Source organism: Candidatus Arsenophonus nilaparvatae (assembly GCF_045346035.1).
GTDB classification, from domain to species: Bacteria; Pseudomonadota; Gammaproteobacteria; order Enterobacterales; family Enterobacteriaceae; genus Arsenophonus; species Arsenophonus nilaparvatae.
Genome location: NZ_CP158507.1, coordinates 342,786 through 364,330, shown reverse-complemented (window position 1 = coordinate 364,330; position 21,545 = coordinate 342,786). Strand labels below are relative to the sequence as shown.

Here is a 21,545-nt window from a genome sequence, read left to right as displayed (position 1 = left end):
GAGTCGATCCGTTTAGTTGCATTCTTTGTGGTGGCAGGATGAAATTTTCTCGTTTTATCGAAGGATTGAGGATAGCTCAATTAGTCGATCATGCTTTAGAGATTGCTCGAATGCGTTACGTCCCCTTTTTGGGGTAAGGGGAGATCTACTTAAAATCCACTCAATTGTACAAAGTTAACTCATATTGTTCATAAAAACATCATTACCGCTTATTGACAAATCTTTCTCTCGCCTCAAAAAGAAAAAAATCACGTTTGATACCCGTTATGCTGCTTAATAATTAATGTTAATTTTTCGTTAAATTATTTTTGAAATTCTTATACATTAAATTATTTTTGAAATTCTTATACATAAATATTTATTGTTATAGAGAGTTAATGGCAGAAGCATGATGAACAATAGCCAAACTTTGGTGATAAAATTAGGAACAAGTGTATTAACGGGTGGATCGCGTTGTTTGGATCAGGCTCGTATTGTTGAATTAGTGCGACAATGCGCACAGCAGCATGAAAAAGGTCACCACATTATCATTGTCACTTCGGGTGCAATTACTGCTGGTCGAGCGCATTTAGGTTATCCAACATTACCTGAAACAATTGCTTCGAAACAATTACTCGCGGCGGTTGGGCAAAGCCATCTGATCCAACTTTGGGAACGGTTGTTTTCCATTTATGGTATTCATATTGGTCAGATGTTATTGACCCGAGCTGATATTGAAGATCGCGAACGTTTTTTGAATGCACGCGACACATTACAAGCGTTATTGGATAACCGTATTATTCCTGTTATCAATGAAAATGATGCCGTTGCGACAGCCGAAATTAAAGTTGGTGATAATGATAATTTATCGGCATTGGTTGCAATTTTAGCTGATGCGGATAAGTTACTATTATTAACGGATATCGAGGGACTGTATACCGCAGATCCACGCAACAATCCAAATGCACAATTGATCACTGAAGTTCATGATATTAATGATGAACTAAGATGCATGGCAGGTGATAGTGTGACCGGTTTAGGCACTGGTGGAATGGCAACAAAGTTGCAAGCAGCGGGCATTGCTGGCCGAGCGGGAATTGAAGTGATTATTGCCGCCGGTGATAAGCCTAATGTGATCGCAAATGTGCTCGAAGGTCTGCAAGTAGGAACAAAATTTCATCGCTTAAAAACGCCGATGGAAAACCGAAAACGGTGGATTTTTGGCGCGCCTCTGGCGGGTGAAATTGTTGTCGATGAGGGTGCTGCTTTGGCTATCCAGCAAAAAGGCAGCTCATTATTACCAAAAGGAATAAAGAAAATTAGTGGTAATTTTTCGCGCGGCGACGTTGTGCGTATTCTTAATTTATTAGGCAAAGATTTAGCGCATGGGGTGACTCATTATAATAGCGATGCTTTACGCCTAATCGCAGGATATCATTCGCAAGAAATTAATCGAATTTTGGGTTATGAGTATGGTGCTGTTGCTGTTCACCGTGACGATATGATAGTGAGTAAATGATGTTGGAAAAAATAGGCAAAGCGGCTAAACAAGCTTCATGGTACCTGGCAGGGTTAAATACAAAACAGAAAAATAATGTCTTAATGGATATAGCTGATTGCCTGCAACAACAGAGTGATGCAATTTTAGCTGCTAATGCTAAGGATATGGAAGCCGCAAAAGCTGGCCATATGAATGCAGCTATGCAAGACAGACTATTGCTAACTGTTGAGCGATTAGATGCTATTGCGAATGATGTAAGAAAGGTATGTCAATTAGTTGATCCGGTTGGACGTATACTCGATGGCGGCTTATTAGATAATGGCTTAAATATACAACGTCGATGTGTTCCACTGGGCGTGATTGGTGTTATTTATGAAGCGCGTCCGAATGTAACGATCGATGTTGCCTCGTTATGTTTGAAAACCGGTAATGCGGTAATTTTACGTGGTGGTAAAGAGACCTCACAGACTAATCAAGCAATCGTTAAAGTTATTCAGCAAGCGTTGCAACAAAATGATATTCCACAGGCAGCGGTTCAATCTATTGATGATCCAGACAGAAAATTAGTAACCCAATTGCTGAAAATGGATCGCTATGTAGATATGTTGATCCCGCGTGGTGGAGCAGGTTTACATAAGCTATGCCGTGAACAATCAACCATCCCAGTGATCACTGGTGGTATTGGTGTCTGTCATATTTATGTCGATCAGCATATTGATTTTAACAAAGCACTACCACTGATCGTGAATGCTAAAGTGCAGCGCCCAAGTGCATGTAATTCATTGGAAACGTTATTAGTTCATAAAAGTATTGCAGCTACATTTCTACCGCTTTTGGCTGAGAAAATGGCTGAGCAAAATGTGACTCTACATGCCAGTCGGCATGCAATGTCCTATTTAAAGTCAAGCCCGGCAAGCGTTGTTGAAGTGTTGGAGCAGAATTACCGTGATGAATGGTTATCGCTTGATGTTAACGTTACAGTCGTCAACGATATCGATGCTGCGATTAATCACATTCGGGATTATGGAACGGCCCATTCTGATGCTATTTTGACCCAATCAATTCAACAAGCTGATTATTTTGTTCAGCGCGTTGATTCTGCGGCGGTTTATGTTAATGCCAGTACGCGATTTACAGATGGCGGACAATTTGGTTTAGGTGCAGAGGTTGCGGTAAGCACACAAAAACTACATGCAAGAGGTCCGATGGGATTAGATGCATTAACAACCTATAAATGGATTGGTTATGGAGATAATTTAACACGTTCTTGAGTCATTACTTCACGATTTTTTGAGCCACACTGTTGTTGTGTGGCTTTATTTTAATCGTGGAAATTTAGAATTTTTACTTTTGTAAATTTTAAATCTCGCTTGTAAGCTGACATATATATTCTAACTAATTAAATAAATTATCGATTAGGACGACTTGATATGCTTTATCTTATTGGACCAAGAGGTGCAGGGAAGACAACAGTAGGAAGAACGTTAGCTGAATCTAGGATGTGTCATTTTTTTGATACCGATTTGTTAGTTAAACAAAATGCTAAAATAAGTATTGCCTAGTTAGTTGAACGAGATGGTTGGGATTGCTTTCGTGATTTGGAGTCCAGCGTGTTGCGATCAATACAACAGCCAAACTCAGTGATCTCAACGGGAGGAGGGATTATTTTACTGAAAGAAAATCGTGATTTTATGAAAAAAAATGGCTGTATTATTTATTTACAAGCTCCATCTGATGTATTGATTAGGCGTCTGTCTGCTGATCCTGAAATTTCACAACGACCAACATTAACAGGTAAGCCCTTAGCAGAAGAGATAGCTGAAGTAATGAATGAAAGAGAAGGTTACTATTTAGATACCGCTGATTACATTATTGATGCCGACTTACCGACGACAAAAATTGTTTACCAAATAGACCATTTTTTGCAAAACGATAAAAAATACTTTGTATGATCTCAATTTTGCTATGTTAGTCATCTTCGGTGAAAGATGTACTCTAAAATGATCAATAACATTAAGGAGTAAGGAAAGAGATATGCTGATAAAATTATTGCGCGCAATATTCCAGTTTTTTTTCGCGTGACTGTGGTTGGTGAAATAAAACTTAAAGAATATGAGCGATGTTTAATAACACCTAATCATGTCTCTTTTTTAGATGGGATCCTACTCGCTCTTTTTTTACCTATTCGCCCGCTTTTTGCTGTTTATTCATCTATCGGCACACCACGCTTTATTAAATTATTAAAACCCTATGCCGATGTTGTTCCGCTTGATCCTGCCAACCCAATGGCTATTCGAACTTTAGTTAGAGAAATAGAAAAAGGGCGTCCGATCGTCATTTTTCCTGAAGGAAGAATTAGCGTTCATGGTTCACTGATGAAAATTTATGATGGTGCTGCTTTTGTGGCGGCAAAAACAGCTGCTAAAGTTATTCCGATTAGAATTGATGGACCTGAATTAAGTTATTTCAGTCGGTTGAACGGCATTTTTAAGCTTAAATATTTTCCTAAAATAACATTAACGATTTTACCAGCAACAAAAATTACCATGCCTGAGGCGAAACGAGCGGCAGACCGTCGTCGGCTGGCGGGAGCACAACTTTATAAGATTATGAAAGAGGCTCGATTGCATAGCCGTTGCCAGCAAACATTAATGGAAGCTTATTTTGCTGCGATGAAACGTTTTGGCCGTTTCACGGGTTGTATCGAAGATATTAGTTTTAAAGAAGACAGCTATCAAAGTTTTCTCAAGAAAACCTTAGCGGCTGGGCTTATTATTGAACGTTATACCAAACAACATGAGCATGTCGGTTTACTTTTACCTAATGCAACAATGACGGCGGCTACTATTTTTGGCGCAATATTACGTGGCCGGATCCCTGCCATGATGAATTATACTGCTGGTAGCAATGGCTTAAAAAATGCCATCAAAGCGGCATCCATTAAAACAATTTTTAGTTCTCGTCAGTTTATTGAAAAAGGTAAGTTATCACATTTGCCTGAACAGGTTACTGAAGTCAATTGGATTTTTTTAGAAGATCTGCAAAATACCCTGACTTGGCAAGATAAAAAATGGATCCTATATCACTTACTATTGCCAAAAAAGGCGCTTATACCAGTAAAACCAGATGATGCGGCATTGATCCTTTTTACCTCAGGATCGGAGGGAACGCCTAAAGGGGTAGTTCATAGCCATACCAGTTTATTGGCTAATGTAGAGCAAGTTAAAACAGTGGCTGATTTTACCCCTAAAGATCGATTTATGTCCGCATTACCGCTTTTCCATGCTTTTGGGCTGACGGTAGGTTTATTTATTCCTATTTTTTCAGGTAGTCATGTCTTGCTTTATCCTAGTCCACTACATTATCGGGTGATCCCAGAGTTGGTTTATGACAAAAATTGCACAGTACTTTTTGCTACTCCTACTTTTCTGGCACATTATGCCCGTTTTGCTCACCCTTATGATTTTGCGCGCGTGCGTTATGTTGTTGCAGGGGCAGAAAAACTTATTGAAAGCACAAAAAAAATTTGGTTCGACAAATTCGGTATCCGAATACTTGAAGGCTATGGCGTGACCGAATGCGCCCCCATTGTATCAATCAACGTTCCTATGGCGGCTAAAGTTGATACTGTTGGTCAAATTTTACCTGGTATTGAAACCAGACTACTGCCGGTGTCAGGTATCGAGAAAGCCGGCCGTTTACAGTTACGTGGCCCAAATGTCATGAAAGGTTATTTACGAGTCGAGGATCCTAATCATTTAGAATCGCCTCATGCCAAAAACAGCCAAGGAGAGAATGAGGAGGGATGGTATGATACCGGTGATATTGTTGAACTTGATAATGATGATTATTGTATTATCCGTGGTAGAGCAAAACGTTTTGCAAAACTAGCAGGTGAAATGGTTTCACTAGAAACAGTCGAGCATCTTGCTGGCAGTTTATCACCCCATGCTCAGCATGGCGTGGTTATCAAAACTACCAATAATAAAGGTGAAAGCCTGATCTTATATACCACCGATAACACATTAGATCGTCGTCGATTATTAGCGGCAGCAAAAGAAAAAGGCTTACCTGAATTAGCGGTACCAAGAGATATTCGCTACCTAAAAACATTTCCTGTACTTGGTAGTGGAAAACCGGATTTTGTGGCGTTAAAAAAAATCGCGGATGAGGAGTCTTGATGAAAGATTTAATAGTATCGCCGCCGCTATTAACTAGAGGTATAAAAGCGCTACTCTTATCTCAATTTTTTTCTGCTTTTGCTGATAATGCCCTATTATTTGTCATTTTAGCGCAACTCAAAGCCAAGCTTTATCCCGACTGGAGCCAACCTATCTTACAAGTGGTGTTTGTTTTTACTTATATTATATTAGCGCCTTTTGTGGGACAAATAGCAGATTGTTTTGCTAAAGGTCGGGTCATGTTATTAGCTAATATTAGTAAGTTGATCGGAGCGGTAGGCATTCTATTAGGACTGGATCCTTTTCTCTGCTATGGTTTAGTTGGTATTGGTGCAGCAGCTTACTCGCCAGCAAAATATGGCATCTTAGCTGAGCTCACTACTGGCAATAATTTAGTTAAAGCAAATGGTTTTATCGAAGCTTCGACAATAGCGGCAATTTTGTTTGGTTCTGTTGCGGGTGGTTTTTTTGCCGATATCGATCTGTTATTTGCTTTAGCTATGTGTGTCCTGTTTTATGTAATTGCGGTGGTGATTAATTTATATATTCCTCGATTAGTGCCCGCTAAAAATAAACAAAAATGGGTTTTTCGCCAGCTAATTTTGAATTTTATTGGTCTATTTAAAACACTTTGGCGTGATCATGGTGGGCGATTTTCTTTAATTGGTACTAGTCTTTTTTGGGGCGCCGGTGTAACACTGCGTTTTTTATTAGTGCTCTGGGTGCCAATAGCACTTAATATTACCGATAATACTACACCTACATTGCTGAATGGGGTGGTGGCAATAGGTATCATCATTGGTGCCGGATTTGCGGCACATATCATTACACTCAATAAAGTTAGTCGTTGTATGCCGGTAGGGATCTTTATTGGTGTGATAATTATTATTTTATCAATGCAACAACATCTTTTTTCTACTTATTTGATCCTTATTATATTAGGTGTTTTAGGTGGTTTATTTATTGTTTCGCTTAATGCTTTGCTACAAGAAAAAGGCAAACAGACGATTGGTGCAGGTAATGCTGTCGCTATTCAGAATTTAAGTGAAAATACCACTATGCTAATTATCTTGGGTTTTTATTCATTAGCGCTCAAAACAGGTATTTCTATTATTACGATAGGAATAGTGTTTGGTATAACCTTTGCAGTAGCAATTGGCATCCTCTGGATTTGGTATCTATATCGCAAGATGTATGAAAAAGGATAATGGCTAAAATGAATAGTGAGCAGCTGCTCTATGAATTAAGTAATAATCTTGCTAATAGCCTAAAGAAACAGGGTAAAACAATAACTTGTGCAGAGTCATGTACAGGAGGATGGATTGCTAAAGTCATTACTGATATTTCAGGTAGTTCTGCCTATTTTCAGCGAGGTTTTGTTACTTATAGTAATGAAGCTAAGCATGATATGCTAGGTGTGAGTAAAAATACGTTGCATAAATATGGTGCTGTTAGTGAACAAGTTGTCATAGAGATGGCAGAAAGAGCGTTAGCTAGGGCTAATGCTGATTTTGCGGTTTCAGTTAGCGGTATTGCCGGCCCTGGTGGTGGTACTGATGAAAAACCGGTTGGTACAGTTTGGTTTGGTTTTGCTTGCAAATCTCTTTCTGTTGCAAGGATAGTAACTCGTTGTTGCTTGTTTAAAGGCGATCGTATTCAGATCCGACGCCAAGCTGTGATATTTTCATTAACAACACTATTGAAAGAAATAATCAAAAATTAACTTGATACTGGATGGTTATACAGTATAATTATCAACAACCGATATCAAATCGTCTTATCTGCAGTGAAGTATTATCTTCACTTCATTGCTCGGGGGAGTTAAACAATGGCTATTGATGAAAACAAACAGAAAGCACTCGCTGCCGCATTAGGTCAAATTGAAAAGCAATTTGGTAAAGGATCAATTATGCGCTTAGGTGAAGATCGTTCTATGGATGTAGAAACTGTCTCTACCGGTTCATTATCTCTTGATGTCGCCTTAGGTGCAGGAGGCTTGCCATTAGGTCGTATTGTTGAAATTTATGGCCCAGAATCTTCCGGTAAAACCACGTTAACATTACAGGTTATTGCGGAAGCTCAACGTGAAGGTAAGACTTGTGCATTTATTGACGCAGAACACGCTTTAGATCCTATTTATGCCAAAAAACTTGGTGTTGATATTGATAATTTACTTTGTTCACAGCCGGATACGGGTGAACAAGCACTGGAGATTTGTGACGCTTTAACACGGTCTGGGGCAGTAGATGTTATTATTGTCGATTCTGTAGCAGCTTTAACACCAAAAGCTGAAATTGAAGGTGAAATTGGTGATTCACATATGGGACTAGCTGCTCGTATGATGAGTCAAGCGATGCGTAAGTTAGCCGGAAATTTAAAAAATTCTAATACACTATTAATTTTTATTAATCAGATCCGAATGAAAATTGGCGTTATGTTTGGCAATCCTGAAACAACCACCGGCGGAAATGCGTTAAAATTTTATGCTTCAGTGCGTCTTGATATCCGACGTATTGGTTCCGTCAAAAATGGTGAAGAAGTTATTGGTAGCGAAACTCGCGTTAAAGTAGTAAAAAATAAGGTTGCGGCTCCTTTTAAACAAGCAGAGTTTCAAATCTTGTACGGAGAAGGGATTAATATCTATAGTGAGCTTATTGATCTAGGTGTGAAGCATAAATTGATTGAAAAAGCGGGTGCCTGGTACAGTTATAATGGCGAGAAAATAGGTCAAGGCAAAGCAAATGCGACAGTTTATTTGAAAGAACGCCCGCAAATTTACACTGAATTAGATAAAAAATTACGGGCTATGTTGCTTAATCACGCTGGTGAATTTAGTAGTGCCGCTTCTGATTTTGTGACAGAAGCGGTAGAGGAAACTCCATTACCAGAAGAATTTTAACTTAATAAATAAAATTGATTAAATCTATGGGCTATATTCGATCTGGATATGGCCTTTTGCTCATTATAAATTAGTTATTAATACAAGTTAGATTGAATTATGATTTGAAACACACTTTAGTAAGATAGTCTTGGAATTTACAATATTATTAACAATTAATGGAGATGATTAGTTCATTTTTTACAAAAAGTGCTTTGTTTTGTTATATATAGCAAATTGTTATTATTGGCTTAATATATTCAGGCGCAGTTTTTGATTAATTTGTGTTAGACTTACGCTATTGCTTTCCTTAATCTTCTATTTAGCTGATAACTATAGCTTATACGTAATTTAAACTAAGTGAAATTAGCCACTGGAGTTATCTATTGGCAATTATCTTTCTAAATGTAGATGGAGACAAAATTTAACCGCTTTGTCCCGATAATAGGAAAATAAATATAATGAAATAGTGTTAATGTAGTGTTAGTTTCCCTGCGTAATAGTTAAATCGTTTTATGTTAAACTAATCAGACTAGTCGTTGTTGTATTAGTTAGAAAACGATATATTTAGGGAAAGATGTACCTATAAAGCCTGAGCATTTGAGCGATGTATTAATACTCGTCAGTTAGTAGATCCTTGTCACCGATTTAGTCATAAAACAATTTAAGGATTTCTCAGGTTTGCCAGGTAAAATGCCGTCGGTAACTTGATTGATGATAAAAATGTGTTTATCACATCAAGTCATAGATCTATTTTTCCAGCTTGATTTCAGGATAATTATGAGTAGTAAAAGCACCGCTGAGATCCGTCAAGCGTTTCTCGACTTTTTTCATACTAAAGGGCATGAAGTTGTACCTAGTAGTTCATTAGTACCAAATAATGACCCAACATTATTGTTTACTAATGCAGGCATGAACCAATTTAAAGATGTATTTTTGGGATTGGATAAAAGAGCTTATTCTCGAGCAACAACTGCACAGCGTTGTGTTCGAGCTGGAGGCAAACATAATGATTTAGAGAATGTTGGTTATACCGCTCGCCATCATACTTTTTTTGAAATGTTAGGTAACTTCAGCTTTGGTGACTATTTTAAACAGGATGCAATCAAATATGCCTGGGAACTGCTGACAAGTGAGCAGTGGTTTAATTTACCCAAAGAGCGACTTTGGATCACCGTTTATCACACTGATGAGGAAGCTTATAAAATTTGGCAACAGGAAATTGGTATTCCTGCTGAGCGTATTATTCGGATAGGTGATAATAAGGGTGCCCCTTATGCTTCTGACAATTTCTGGCAAATGGGGGATACCGGTCCTTGTGGCCCTTGTACAGAAATTTTTTATGATCATGGTGAACATATTTGGGGAGGGCCGCCAGGGTCACCTGAAGAGGATGGTGATCGCTATATTGAAATCTGGAATATTGTTTTCATGCAATTTAACCGCCAGTCTGATGGCGGTTTAAAGGCACTTCCAACACCTTCTGTTGATACAGGCATGGGGCTTGAACGTATTGCCGCAGTATTACAACATGTTAACTCAAATTATGAGATTGATTTATTTCGTCAATTAATTGCTGCTATTGCTAAAGTGATTGCTTTATCGGATCTGAATAATAAATCATTACGCGTCATCGCTGATCATATTCGATCAAGCGCTTTTCTTATTGGTGATGGTGTATTTCCTGCTAATGAAGGACGTGGATATGTATTGCGTCGTATTATTCGTCGAGCGGTTCGTCATGGATATATGCTAGGAGCGAAAGAGACATTTTTCTATAAATTAGTTGCACCATTAATTCAGGTAATGGGTAACGCTGCTGACGAGCTAAAATCTCAACAAGCAACGATTGAAAAAACATTGAAGAATGAAGAGGAACAGTTTGCTCGTACTTTAGCGCGTGGATTGCAACTACTGGATGACGAATTAGCACAATTACAAGGCGACACTTTAGCTGGTGAAATCGCATTTCGGCTCTATGATACTTATGGTTTCCCATTTGATTTAACCGCTGATGTTTGCCGTGAACGCGATATTAAAGTCGACGAGTTAGGTTTTAACGCTGCGATGGAGCAGCAAAGAGATCGAGCTCGAGAGTCGAGTGGATTTGCGACCGATTATAATGATGCCATTAAAGTAGATAGTCATAGTGATTTCTCAGGCTATGAAAATAACAACCAACAAGCTACAGTAACGGCTATTTTTCATCATGGTAAGCCTGTCAATGTATTAAACCAATGTGAAAAAGGGATTATTATTCTAGATAAAACCTCTTTTTATGCTGAGTCAGGTGGTCAGGTTGGTGATAGCGGTATACTTAGCAATAGCCATTGTCAATTTGCTGTGTCTGACACACAAAAATATGCTCAAGCAATTGGACATATTGGTAAGGTAATGACTGGCTCAATAGCGGTAAATAATTCGGTCGACGCAGGAATTGACATTGAACGTCGTAACGCTATTCGTCTCAATCACTCAGCTACCCATTTGTTGCATGCCGCTTTGCGTGATGTATTGGGAAATCATGTAAGCCAAAAAGGATCTTTAGTGAATGAGAAATATTTGCGTTTTGATTTTTCTCATTTTGCTGCAATGACGCCGATGCAAATACGCCAAATAGAAGATATCGTAAATTATCAAATTCGTAAAAATGACCCTATTATAACGACATTAATGGATTTAGAGGCGGCAAAAGAAAAAGATGCGATGGCGCTTTTTGGTGAAAAATATGATGCACAGGTACGCGTTCTTAGTATCGGCGATTTTTCTATTGAGTTATGCGGCGGTACTCATGCCAATCGGACTGGCGATATAGGATTATTTCGTGTTAGCAGTGAATCGGGTACGGCAGCGGGAATTCGGCGGATAGAAGCTATAACCGGACAAGTTGCTATAGATGATCTTCACCAGCAATCCAATTTATTGGCTGAAATTGGCCAATTAATGAAAGGTGATGCTAATAATCTAATGGAAAAAATTAAAACGACATTAGATAAAGTTAAGTTATTAGAAAGGTCGTTAGATCAATTAAAAGGGCAACAAGCTGCCCAAGAAAGTGTTTCTTTAAGTCAACAAGTTAAAAAAATTAACGGAGTTAGCTTATTAGTTACTCAGTTAAATAACACTGAGCCTAAACAGCTACGTATCATTGTTGATGACTTAAAAAATCAATTAAAATCAGCAATTATTGTGCTTTCTACTATAAGTAATGATAAAGTCAGTCTAATTGTTGGTGTAACCAATGATTTGACTGCTAAAATAAAGGCTGGTGATTTAATTTCATTTGTTGCGCAGCAAGTAGGCGGAAAAGGGGGTGGTCGCCCTGACATGGCTCAGGCGGGCGGCTCTAATATAACAGCACTTCCTGCTGCATTAGCATCAGTTGAAGAGTGGGTTAATTCGCGCTTGACATGAATTAACCATGAGGGTTGCATAACTTAATTATGCAACCTTTAACGGATTGTTTTTAAATGACCTAAGTACAAAATTATATTTTTAGCTACAATATTAGTATGATGATTGCTTTAGGTTAAATACTTTAGGTGAATATCATTGCTTTACGTTTTCACGGTGTGTGATGGATAATAGCGGGGAAACCTAGAGACCCGACTCTTTTTAATTTTCAAGGAGCAAAGAATGCTTATTCTGACTCGTCGAGTTGGTGAAACGCTCATGATAGGCGATGAGGTAACAGTAACGGTGCTGGGTGTAAAAGGCAACCAGGTACGTATAGGGGTTAATGCACCCAAAGAGGTTTCTGTTCACCGTGAAGAAATTTATCAACGGATCCAAGCTGAAAAATGCCAGCCCAATAATCAGTAATTTTTAGTAAAGCGTTCATTCTTAGGTATATGTTAATTATATTTATAGAATGAGCGCTGTTTCTTATTGCCATCTATTTTATGTCTGTATTTTTTCAAGCTTAGTATCCTATAAAACCAATTAGATAGATTGTAAAAAATGTCTTTTTTTTAGTATTTTTTTACATTATGAATCAAATGCCGGATTTTAATTGTTAGATACCAACGCATTTTTTAAAATACTTACAAATAAATCAATAGATTATTAGCTGACATAACTTATAAAAAGAAAATATTTAGGTTAACTATTTTACGCTGGAATAGTTTTCTTTATTAAAGGATAAGAACCTACTTTTGATCTGTTTTTTTCTGTTAATCTTCCTGTTTTGATGATTTTTTATTGGTGAATATAGAATGCCATATTATTTTATTTCGTTGTTAAACTACTCATCTTGATTGTGAAATGTGCAAACGAACTAAAGAACGTAAAAAGATCGGAAAAATTGTTTGACTTCTAAGTCTGGGAAAGTAATATGAGCGCCACGCAACAGAGAGATGGTTTGAAATTGTCTCGTTGCTTATTCGATGGTGAGGTGGCCGAGAGGCTGAAGGCGCTCCCCTGCTAAGGGAGTATGCGGTTAATAGCTGCATCGAGGGTTCGAATCCCTCCCTCACCGCCATTTTGATAGTGCATCCATAGCTCAGCTGGATAGAGTACTCGGCTACGAACCGAGCGGTCGGAGGTTCGAATCCTTCTGGATGCGCCATTAATTTTAGAATAAAGAATATTGTTTATTAAAGCTAACTAGCGTATCTTTAATAATAGAAAACAAAAATTGCATCCATAGCTCAGCTGGATAGAGTACTCGGCTACGAACCGAGCGGTCGGAGGTTCGAATCCTTCTGGATGCGCCATATCATAAAACCCTGTCAATTAACGGCAGGGTTTTTTGTTTTATAATTAAAATGTGTTTGTTAATAAAATATACGATTACTTTAGTGATTTGCTCTAGATAATCTAGACGGCGACAATTTTAATTATTTACGCTAAAGTAACTTTTCTAAAAGTAAAAATAACGAACGGATAACGGGAGGTCAATTTGATCCCGAATGTATCAAAAGCGCTATCATGGTTAGAGGCACGTCCTAATATTTTACATGGTCTTTGTCGAGGTATTGAACGTGAAACACTGAGAATTACACCAACAGGCGGACTGGCTAAGTCTCCTCACCCTGATAGTTTAGGGAAAGCGTTAACTCATCCATGGATCACGACTGACTTTGCTGAAGCTTTGTTGGAATTCATCACTCCAGTTGATAATAATATTGGGCACGTTCTAGCATTTTTAAGAGATTTACATCGTTATACAGCACGTCATCTTGATCATGAATTGATGTGGCCATTAAGTATGCCTTGTTTTATAGAGAGCCAAGATAACATTAAACTGGCTCAATATGGTGTTTCTAATATTGGTCGTTTTAAAACTTTATATCGGGAAGGATTAAAGAATCGTTATGGGGCGTTAATGCAAACAATTGCAGGGATCCATTATAATTTTTCTTTGCCGATTGAATTTTGGCAAGCGTTGGTTGGTGTTAAGGATGCCGAAAGTGGTAAGGATGAAATTTCTGCTGGTTATTTTCGACTCATTCGTAATTATTATCGCTTTGGTTGGGTTATCCCCTATTTATTTGGCGCCTCACCTGCAATTTGTGGTTCTTTTTTGCATGGAAATGCCAGGCATCTTCCTTTTGAGAAGACAGCTAAAGGAACCTATTATCTCCCTTATGCCACATCGCTACGAATGAGTGATTTGGGATATACCAACAAATCCCAAAGTGATCTGAAAATCACCTTTAATGATCTAACGACTTATGTTACTGGTCTTAAGCAAGCAATAAAACAGCCTTCTCCCGAGTTTACAAAATTAGGTATATACAATAAAGATGGTAAACATTTGCAGCTGAATACCAATATTTTACAAATTGAAAATGAGTTATATGCGCCGATTCGACCCAAACGAGTGCTTATTGGTGATGAGTCGCCATCCGATGCACTGTTAAATAGAGGAATCGAATATATTGAAGTTAGAGCTTTGGATATTAACCCATTTACTGCCATTGGTATTGATGAAGCGCAGATCCATTTTCTTGATCTCTTTTTAATCTGGTGTGTATTAGCGGATGCGCCGGTGATGGATGAAAGAGAATTAAATTGTTGTCGCACGAATTGGAATCGAGTGATCCTTGAAGGTCGTAAACCTGGACAAATAATCGGTGTGGGTTGTGGTGAATCAATGAGACCTTTAAAAGAGGTAGGGCAGATATTATTTGATGATTTAATTAGAGTTGCTGATGTGTTAGATGTTAGTGGCAATACACGATATCGTGAAATTTGTTCTCAATTGATAGCAATGTTTGAAAATCCAGATCTTACTTATTCTGGCCAAATATTATCCCCGATGATTGAACAGAGTATTAGTCAATATGGTTTGCAACTGGCTAAGACCTATCATCAACAATTAAGCAATGAACCTTATGAAGTGATTACTGAAACTGAGTTTGCTAATGTTCGTCACACCTCGATTAGCAAACAGTTTGCAATTGAACAAGCGGATAAAATAAGTTTTGAGCGTTACTTAAAGGCCCATATCGGGTAAGAATAAAGAAATGGCCACTTTGAAGTGGCCAAAATAGAATCTCTTAGAGAATAGGATGATAACAATTTTCGCGTCTTGCTTAAGTAAGACTTGCGATATGAAAGGAAGTTCCATTTATTTTGTAAAAAATTAATTTTTTGGAGATCACAGTAATGCCATTACTTGATAGTTTTATGGTTGATCATACCCAGATGAAAGCACCTGCTGTGCGTATTGCTAAAACGATGAAGACTCCGCATGGTGATGCGATCACGGTATTTGATCTTCGTTTTTGTGTGCCAAACAAACAGCTATTAACGGAGAAAGGCATCCATACATTAGAACATTTATTTGCCGGTTTTATGCGTGATCACCTCAATAGTAGCGATGTAGAGATTATTGATATTTCACCGATGGGCTGTCGTACAGGATTTTATATGAGTCTAATCGGCCAGCCTAATGAACAATCTGTTGCTGATGCCTGGAAAATGGCTATGCAAGATGTACTTAAAGTGACGGCTCAGAATCAAATACCTGAGTTAAATAAATATCAGTGTGGTACTTATGAAATGCACTCTTTAGTTGAAGCTCAGCAAATTGCTCGCAATGTGATTGAAAGTGGCATTGTGGTTAATAAAAATAACGAACTAATGTTATCGAAAGAAAAGTTAACGCAATTATCATCATAAAATAGCCTATAAAAAGCGGCTAAAATGATAGCTAGTATGGTTTTTGTTCTATCGTAAAGGGCAGGTCAATCGGCATTGCTCTAACTTGTTTAATCACGTTGCCATTGATAGCTAATACTATAAAACGGTACTTACCTATTAAGATTTCAGTATTTAGCATTGGAATGTCACCTAGCTCTTCTAATAACAGACCATTGATAGTCCTGGCGCCGTCAACCGGTAAGTGCCAATCAAAAGCTTTATTGATTTCTCGTATATTAGCAGTACCATCAATTAACACAGAACCATCGGTTTGTGGTAAAGCTTCCTCGGCTAAACTGGGAGACATTGAGGTAGTAAAATCTCCAACAATCTCTTCAAGAATATCTTCTACTGTTACCAGCCCTTGAATATCACCGTATTCATCAACAATAATACCTACTTTTTCATTATTACGTTGAAATTTTATTAGCTGTGTATTTAATGGCGTACTCTCTGGAATAAAATAAATTTTATCTGCAGCTCTGATTAGATTTTGCTTGTTAAATTCTTTCTTTTCGACCATTAGTCGATAGGCTTCACGAACTCGTAGCATGCCGATAATATCATCAAGGGTATCTCGGTAAAGAACAATTCGACCGTGTGGTGAATGAGTTAGTTGGCGGATAATCGATTTCCATTCAGTATTAACGTCAATCCCAACGATTTCATTGCGAGGAACCATAATGTCGCCTACAGTGACTTTTTCTAAATCTAAGATTGAGATCAACATATCCTGATTACGACGAGAAAGTTTACTTTTGGATTCATTAACAATCGTACGCAATTCATCTTTGCTAATCGCATCACTACTAATAATGGGCGATTTAATACCAAAGAAACGCATGAACATAAGGGTGATGGTGTTAAATAACCAAACAATGGGTAACATCAATTTCTGTAGCGGTTTAAGCAGAAGACTGCTAGGAAAAGCCACTTTTTCTGGATAGAGTGCCGCCATTGTCTTTGGTAGCACTTCAGCAAAAACTAGGATCACAAAAGTTAAGATACCAGTAGCGATGGCCACACCAACATCACCATAAAGTCTCATACCAACAATAGTTGCTAACGATGAGGCCAATATATTAATCAGATTATTACCAATCAAAATAAGACTGATTAGGCGATCTGGTTGTTTTAATAGTGATTCAACGCGACGAGCAGCTTGATGGCCATGTTTGGCTAAATGGCGTAATCGATATCGATTAAGGGTCATCATTCCTGTTTCTGAGGCAGAAAAATAGGCTGATAAGATAACCATGACAATAAGTATGATGATTAAAGTACTTGTTGAGACCTGCTCCAAGGTAAAATTCCTATGTTGTTCATTAGTTAATCATAAAATAGTCTAAAAAATTAAATGACGATTACATGCTGTAGTAATCGCTTACCAAAAAAAGCCAATGTCAAAATAAATGCGCCAATCAGATTAAAAACAATCACCCTTCTACCGCGCCATCCGTGATGAAAGTGACCCCATAACAAAATAATGTAAATAACCCAAGCACAAATAGATAAAATAGCTTTATGGATGTTTTCTTTATTAAAAACATTATCCATAAACATCATTCCTGTCCCGAGGGTGAGTGTCAGTAAAATGACCCCAACTTGTATAATGTGGAACATTTTACGTTCAATAACCATTAATGGTGGCATATCAGGTGTAAATATTAATTTTTTATTTTTTAATTGATAGTCTAATAAAGCTAGCTGTAGGGCATATAAAGCGGCGATTATCAGGGTTGCATAGCCTAATAATGCTAGCCCGATATGAATAAAAGTTGCCACACTTGTTTCTAAGTGGGTAATAAACTCACCGGGCATAATGGTTGCTAATAGTAAGTTGATAATAGACAAACTATAAACGATTGGTAGCAGGAACCAGGCGCGGCCGTTAAAGGCAACGATGGTCATAATGATACTGATTAACAAACTGACGATAGAGCCTAAGTTTAATAAAGTTAAATTCTGACCTCCGCTAACAAAGATCAATGCTTTTAATGCGATACCATGACTTACCAGAGCAATAACCGCTAATATGAGTGTTAGCCTGGCATAAAGTTTTTGTTTACCAGCTAAAGCTGGCATGATGAGTATCACACTCAAAAAATAGGTACTAATGGCGATAATAGCGAATACTGGCATAATATTTTATTTGTTAGCTAATTTATTAAATGTGAGTTAGTTAGTATAGCGTTTGCCAGCATTGCCTCCAACAGTTGTTCACTATTCTTATGAAACTCGATGCAGAGATTGAATTATCATCGTGTTATAATAAAAATTAACTGACAGCAGATCCCTTTAACAGAATTGAGTTAAGCACATGTTTGATAATTTAACTGACAGACTTTCGCGTACATTGCGCAATATTAGTGGCCGTGGAAGATTGACTGATGACAATATTAAAGAAACATTACTTGAAGTTCGCATGGCGTTATTAGAAGCTGATGTTGCTTTGCCAGTCGTACGCGAATTTATTCAATCGGTAAAAGAAAGTGCAGTAGGTCAAGATGTCAATAAAAGCCTAACACCGGGCCAAGAATTCGTTAAAATTGTGCAAAATGAGCTCATTAAAGCGATGGGCGAGGAGAACAGTGCTTTAAATTTAGCCGTACAGCCTCCCGCTGTTATTCTTATGGCCGGCTTGCAAGGTGCGGGTAAAACCACCACTGTGGCTAAATTAGGCAAATTATTAAAAGAAAAACAGAAGAAAAAAGTTTTAGTGGTTTCTGCTGATATTTATCGTCCTGCGGCTATTAAGCAATTAGAAACACTCACTCAAACAGTCGGGATTGATTTTTTTCCATCAACTGCCAGCGAGAAACCCGTTGAGATTGCGACTAATGCGCTACAACATGCAAAATTAAAATTTTATGATGTGCTAATCATCGATACTGCTGGTCGTCTGCATGTTGATGAAGCTATGATGGAAGAAATTCAGGCAATCCATCGGACTATTAATCCAATTGAAACCCTATTTATCGTTGATGCGATGACCGGGCAAGATGCCGCTAACACTGCTAAGTCTTTTAATGAAACGTTGCCATTAACCGGTATTATATTAACGAAAATTGATGGTGATGCTCGTGGTGGTGCCGCATTATCAATCCGCCATATTACAGGTAAACCGATTAAATTTTTGGGTATAGGCGAGAAAATTGATGGCTTAGAGCCTTTTTATCCTGACAGAATTGCCTCTCGTATCCTTGGTATGGGAGATGTCTTATCACTGATTGAAGAGATAGAAAGCAAAGTTGACCGTGAAAAGGCGGAGAAGCTTGCTCATAAACTTAAAAAAGGGAATAGTTTTGATTTAAATGATTTTCTTGAGCAGCTTAAACAGATGCGAAATATGGGTGGTATGGCGAGTATGTTAAGCAAAATGCCAGGCATATCCCAAGTTCCCGATGCGGTTAAGTCACAAATGGATGATAAAGTGTTGGTTAGAATGGAAGCGATTATTAGCTCGATGACCACTAAAGAACGACAAAAACCAGAGATTATTAAGGGATCACGCAAGCGGCGTATTGCAGCTGGTTCTGGCACACAGGTACAGGATGTTAACCGATTACTTAAACAGTTTGATGATATGCAGCGCATGATGAAGAAAATGAAAAAAGGCGGGTTAGCTAAGATGATGCGTGGGATGAAAGGTATGATGCCACCGGGTTTCCCTGGCGGTTAACAACCAGGCATTAAATAAACAATTCGTACTTTTGATTGCTTTTTATCTTAAAAAGAGTAGAATCTTGGGGCTTTTTATATACAACCAGACTCTATTCCTCGATAGGGTCTGGTTGTTTTGTTAACTAATGAGGATGTTATGGTAACAATTCGTTTAGCTCGTGGTGGCGCAAAGAAGCGTCCGTTTTATCAAATCGTTGTCACAGATAGCCGTAATGCACGTGATGGTCGCTTTATTGAGCGTATAGGCTTTTTTAACCCTATCGCATCAGGTAATGCAGAAGAGTTGCGTCTAGATTTAGATCGTGTTGAACATTGGGTTGGTTTGGGTGCATCAGTTTCTGATCGTGTTTCGACACTGATCAAACAAGCAAAAAAAGCAGCTTAATTTACTACGGTGGTGGTGGTGAGCAAAGAGGTTTGCCTTAAGATCCCTGTTAATCCTATTGTGTTAGGAAAATTAGGCTCTGCGCATGGCATTCGTGGTTGGCTCAGAGTTTTTTCATCCACCGAATATACCGAAGATATTTTTGAGTATCAGCCTTGGTTTATTCAACGTTCGGGTCAGTGGCAACAACTGGAATTAGAAGGTTGGAAACATCATAACCAAGATATTATCATCAAAATAAAGCATATTGATGATAGAAGTGCTGCTAATTCAATGGCTAATTACGAAATTATCGTCGATTCAGCACAACTACCTGTACTTGAAGGTAGTGAGTATTATTGGAAGGATCTAATTGGTTGCCAGGTCATAACTACTAAAGGTTATAGTTTGGGCTATGTTCAGGATTTAATGGAAACAGGCTCAAATGATGTACTGGTAATCAAGGCAAATCTGAAAGATGCATTCGGTATTAAAGAACGGCTAATACCGTTTCTTGATGAACAGGTGATCAAAAACGTTGATCTTACTACTAAGACAATTGAAGTAGATTGGGATCCTGGATTTTAAACGCCGATTGAAGGTTTTATGAGTGGAACGCAAGATGTGGATTGGGATTATTAGCCTGTTTCCAGAAATGTTTCGCGCAATAACCGAGTATGGAGTGATAGGTCGTGCAGTAAAAAATGGCCTATTGAATATACAGTGTTGGGATCCGCGAGATTATACTCACGACAGGCACCGCACTGTAGATGATCGCCCTTATGGCGGTGGTCCAGGTATGCTGATGATGGTACAACCTCTTAGAGATGCCATTCATGCAGCAAAATCTGAGATCGGTGAAGATGCTAAAGTAATTTATCTTTCACCACAGGGACGCAAACTTAATCAGCAAGGTGTTTGCCAATTGACGGCAAATAAAAAGCTTATTTTGGTTTGTGGTCGATATGAAGGTATTGATGAACGGATCATTGAAACTGAAATTGATGAAGAATGGTCAATTGGTGATTATGTTCTTAGCGGAGGAGAATTACCAGCAATGGTAATGATCGATTCAATTTCCCGGTTTATTCCTGGTGTATTAGGGCATCATGCATCAGCGGAAGAAGATTCTTTCATGACTGGGTTACTTGATTGTCCTCACTATACCCGTCCTGAGGTGTTAGAAGGTATGGAAGTTCCGAGCATCTTATTGTCGGGCAACCATGCTGAAATAGAGCGTTGGAGAAGAAAACAGTCACTAGGCCGAACTTGGCTTAGAAGACCTGAACTTCTAACAAGCCTAGCTCTGACTGACGAGCAGAGAATGTTGTTGGCAGAATTCCAACAGGAATATGAAGAACAGCAACGTATTAATTGAGACATTGTATCACACTGTCTTGTATATATCAGTTTACCTAGGGTAAGAGAGTAATTATGAGCAACATTATTAAACAGCTTGAAGAAGAGCAAATGAAGCAAAATATCCCTTCATTCCGTCCAGGAGATACCGTAGAAGTTAAGGTATGGGTGGTTGAAGGTTCTAAAAGACGTTTGCAGGCATTCGAGGGCGTGGTTATCGCTATTCGTAACCGCGGTTTGCATTCAGCATTTACTGTTCGTAAAATTTCTAATGGTGAGGGTGTTGAGCGTGTATTCCAGACACATTCACCAGTTATCGACAGTATCACAGTTAAACGTTGTGGTGCTGTTCGCAGAGCTAAATTGTACTACCTGCGAGAGCGTTCTGGTAAAGCAGCTCGTATTAAAGAGCGCTTGAACACTAAATAATTCGCTTTTCGCTTCATCCTA

16 protein-coding genes, 3 tRNA genes and 2 pseudogenes are annotated in these 21,545 nt (G+C 38.3%); 19 read left to right on the top strand and 2 right to left on the bottom strand.

Annotated elements, in window-relative coordinates:
- Window positions 1–388 precede the first annotated feature (388 nt).
- The 14 genes and pseudogenes from proB (at window position 389) to luxS (ending at window position 15,667) form a co-directional block, all read left to right on the top strand.
- Window positions 389–1,498, top strand: a complete 1,110-nt coding sequence (proB, locus tag WH390_RS01720) for a glutamate 5-kinase (RefSeq protein WP_187290951.1) — start codon at window positions 389–391, stop codon at window positions 1,496–1,498.
- Complete coding sequence (gene proA, locus WH390_RS01715) at window positions 1,498–2,751, top strand: glutamate-5-semialdehyde dehydrogenase (protein WP_032115561.1); 1,254 nt, start codon at window positions 1,498–1,500, stop codon at window positions 2,749–2,751. Before proB ends, proA begins: the two co-directional genes overlap by 1 nt.
- 159 nt (window positions 2,752–2,910) lie before the next feature.
- Window positions 2,911–3,432 (top strand): annotated as a pseudogene (gene aroL, locus WH390_RS01710) (shikimate kinase AroL).
- 82 nt (window positions 3,433–3,514) lie between these two features.
- A pseudogene (gene aas / locus WH390_RS01705) lies at window positions 3,515–5,661 on the top strand (bifunctional acyl-ACP--phospholipid O-acyltransferase/long-chain-fatty-acid--ACP ligase).
- A complete protein-coding gene (lplT, locus tag WH390_RS01700) occupies window positions 5,661–6,869 on the top strand; it encodes a lysophospholipid transporter LplT (RefSeq protein WP_032115492.1) in 1,209 nt (402 codons plus the stop codon). The pseudogene aas and the gene lplT overlap by 1 nt, the downstream one beginning before the upstream one ends.
- A gap of 8 nt (window positions 6,870–6,877) precedes the next feature.
- Complete coding sequence (gene pncC, locus WH390_RS01695; protein ID WP_032115560.1) at window positions 6,878–7,384, top strand: nicotinamide-nucleotide amidase; 507 nt, start codon at window positions 6,878–6,880, stop codon at window positions 7,382–7,384.
- 105 nt (window positions 7,385–7,489) lie between these two features.
- A complete protein-coding gene (gene recA / locus WH390_RS01690; protein ID WP_032115491.1) occupies window positions 7,490–8,560 on the top strand; it encodes a recombinase RecA in 1,071 nt (356 codons plus the stop codon).
- Window positions 8,561–9,319: 759 nt separating this feature from the next.
- On the top strand, window positions 9,320–11,953 hold the full coding sequence (gene alaS / locus WH390_RS01685; protein WP_032115490.1) for an alanine--tRNA ligase: 2,634 nt from the start codon (window positions 9,320–9,322) through the stop codon (window positions 11,951–11,953).
- Between the two features lie 222 nt (window positions 11,954–12,175).
- Entirely contained in the window at window positions 12,176–12,361 is a 186-nt protein-coding gene (csrA, locus tag WH390_RS01680) for a carbon storage regulator CsrA (protein WP_032115489.1), read from the top strand.
- Window positions 12,362–12,926: 565 nt separating this feature from the next.
- Window positions 12,927–13,019, top strand: a tRNA-Ser gene (locus WH390_RS01675).
- 10 nt (window positions 13,020–13,029) lie between these two features.
- Window positions 13,030–13,106 (top strand) — tRNA-Arg (locus WH390_RS01670).
- A 71-nt stretch (window positions 13,107–13,177) separates the two neighbouring features.
- Window positions 13,178–13,254: transfer RNA gene (locus tag WH390_RS01665), tRNA-Arg, on the top strand.
- Between the two features lie 185 nt (window positions 13,255–13,439).
- A complete protein-coding gene (gene gshA / locus WH390_RS01660) occupies window positions 13,440–14,999 on the top strand; it encodes a glutamate--cysteine ligase (RefSeq protein ID WP_032115488.1) in 1,560 nt (519 codons plus the stop codon).
- Between the two features lie 152 nt (window positions 15,000–15,151).
- Window positions 15,152–15,667 (top strand): S-ribosylhomocysteine lyase, encoded by a 516-nt coding sequence (gene luxS / locus WH390_RS01655; RefSeq protein ID WP_032115487.1) that lies wholly within the window; start codon window positions 15,152–15,154, stop codon window positions 15,665–15,667.
- A 31-nt stretch (window positions 15,668–15,698) separates the two neighbouring features.
- On the opposite strand, the gene WH390_RS01650 is transcribed toward luxS, so the two are convergent.
- Window positions 15,699–16,991 carry an HlyC/CorC family transporter gene (locus tag WH390_RS01650; RefSeq protein WP_032115486.1) on the bottom strand — a complete coding sequence of 431 codons (1,293 nt, stop codon included), beginning with the start codon at window positions 16,989–16,991 and terminating at the stop codon, window positions 15,699–15,701.
- A gap of 50 nt (window positions 16,992–17,041) precedes the next feature.
- Window positions 17,042–17,830, bottom strand: a complete 789-nt coding sequence (locus WH390_RS01645; protein ID WP_032115485.1) for an inner membrane protein YpjD — start codon at window positions 17,828–17,830, stop codon at window positions 17,042–17,044.
- Window positions 17,831–18,008: 178 nt separating this feature from the next.
- On the opposite strand from WH390_RS01645, the gene ffh reads away from it, so the two are divergent.
- From ffh to rplS, 5 genes are all read left to right on the top strand, one after another.
- A complete protein-coding gene (gene ffh / locus WH390_RS01640; protein ID WP_032115484.1) occupies window positions 18,009–19,370 on the top strand; it encodes a signal recognition particle protein in 1,362 nt (453 codons plus the stop codon).
- A 138-nt stretch (window positions 19,371–19,508) separates the two neighbouring features.
- On the top strand, window positions 19,509–19,757 hold the full coding sequence (gene rpsP / locus WH390_RS01635) for a 30S ribosomal protein S16 (RefSeq protein WP_032115483.1): 249 nt from the start codon (window positions 19,509–19,511) through the stop codon (window positions 19,755–19,757).
- Window positions 19,758–19,775: 18 nt separating this feature from the next.
- On the top strand, window positions 19,776–20,324 hold the full coding sequence (gene rimM, locus WH390_RS01630) for a ribosome maturation factor RimM (RefSeq protein ID WP_032115482.1): 549 nt from the start codon (window positions 19,776–19,778) through the stop codon (window positions 20,322–20,324).
- A 34-nt stretch (window positions 20,325–20,358) separates the two neighbouring features.
- A complete protein-coding gene (gene trmD / locus WH390_RS01625) occupies window positions 20,359–21,114 on the top strand; it encodes a tRNA (guanosine(37)-N1)-methyltransferase TrmD (RefSeq protein WP_032115481.1) in 756 nt (251 codons plus the stop codon).
- Window positions 21,115–21,170: 56 nt separating this feature from the next.
- A complete protein-coding gene (gene rplS, locus WH390_RS01620) occupies window positions 21,171–21,524 on the top strand; it encodes a 50S ribosomal protein L19 (protein ID WP_032115480.1) in 354 nt (117 codons plus the stop codon).
- Window positions 21,525–21,545 lie beyond the last annotated feature (21 nt).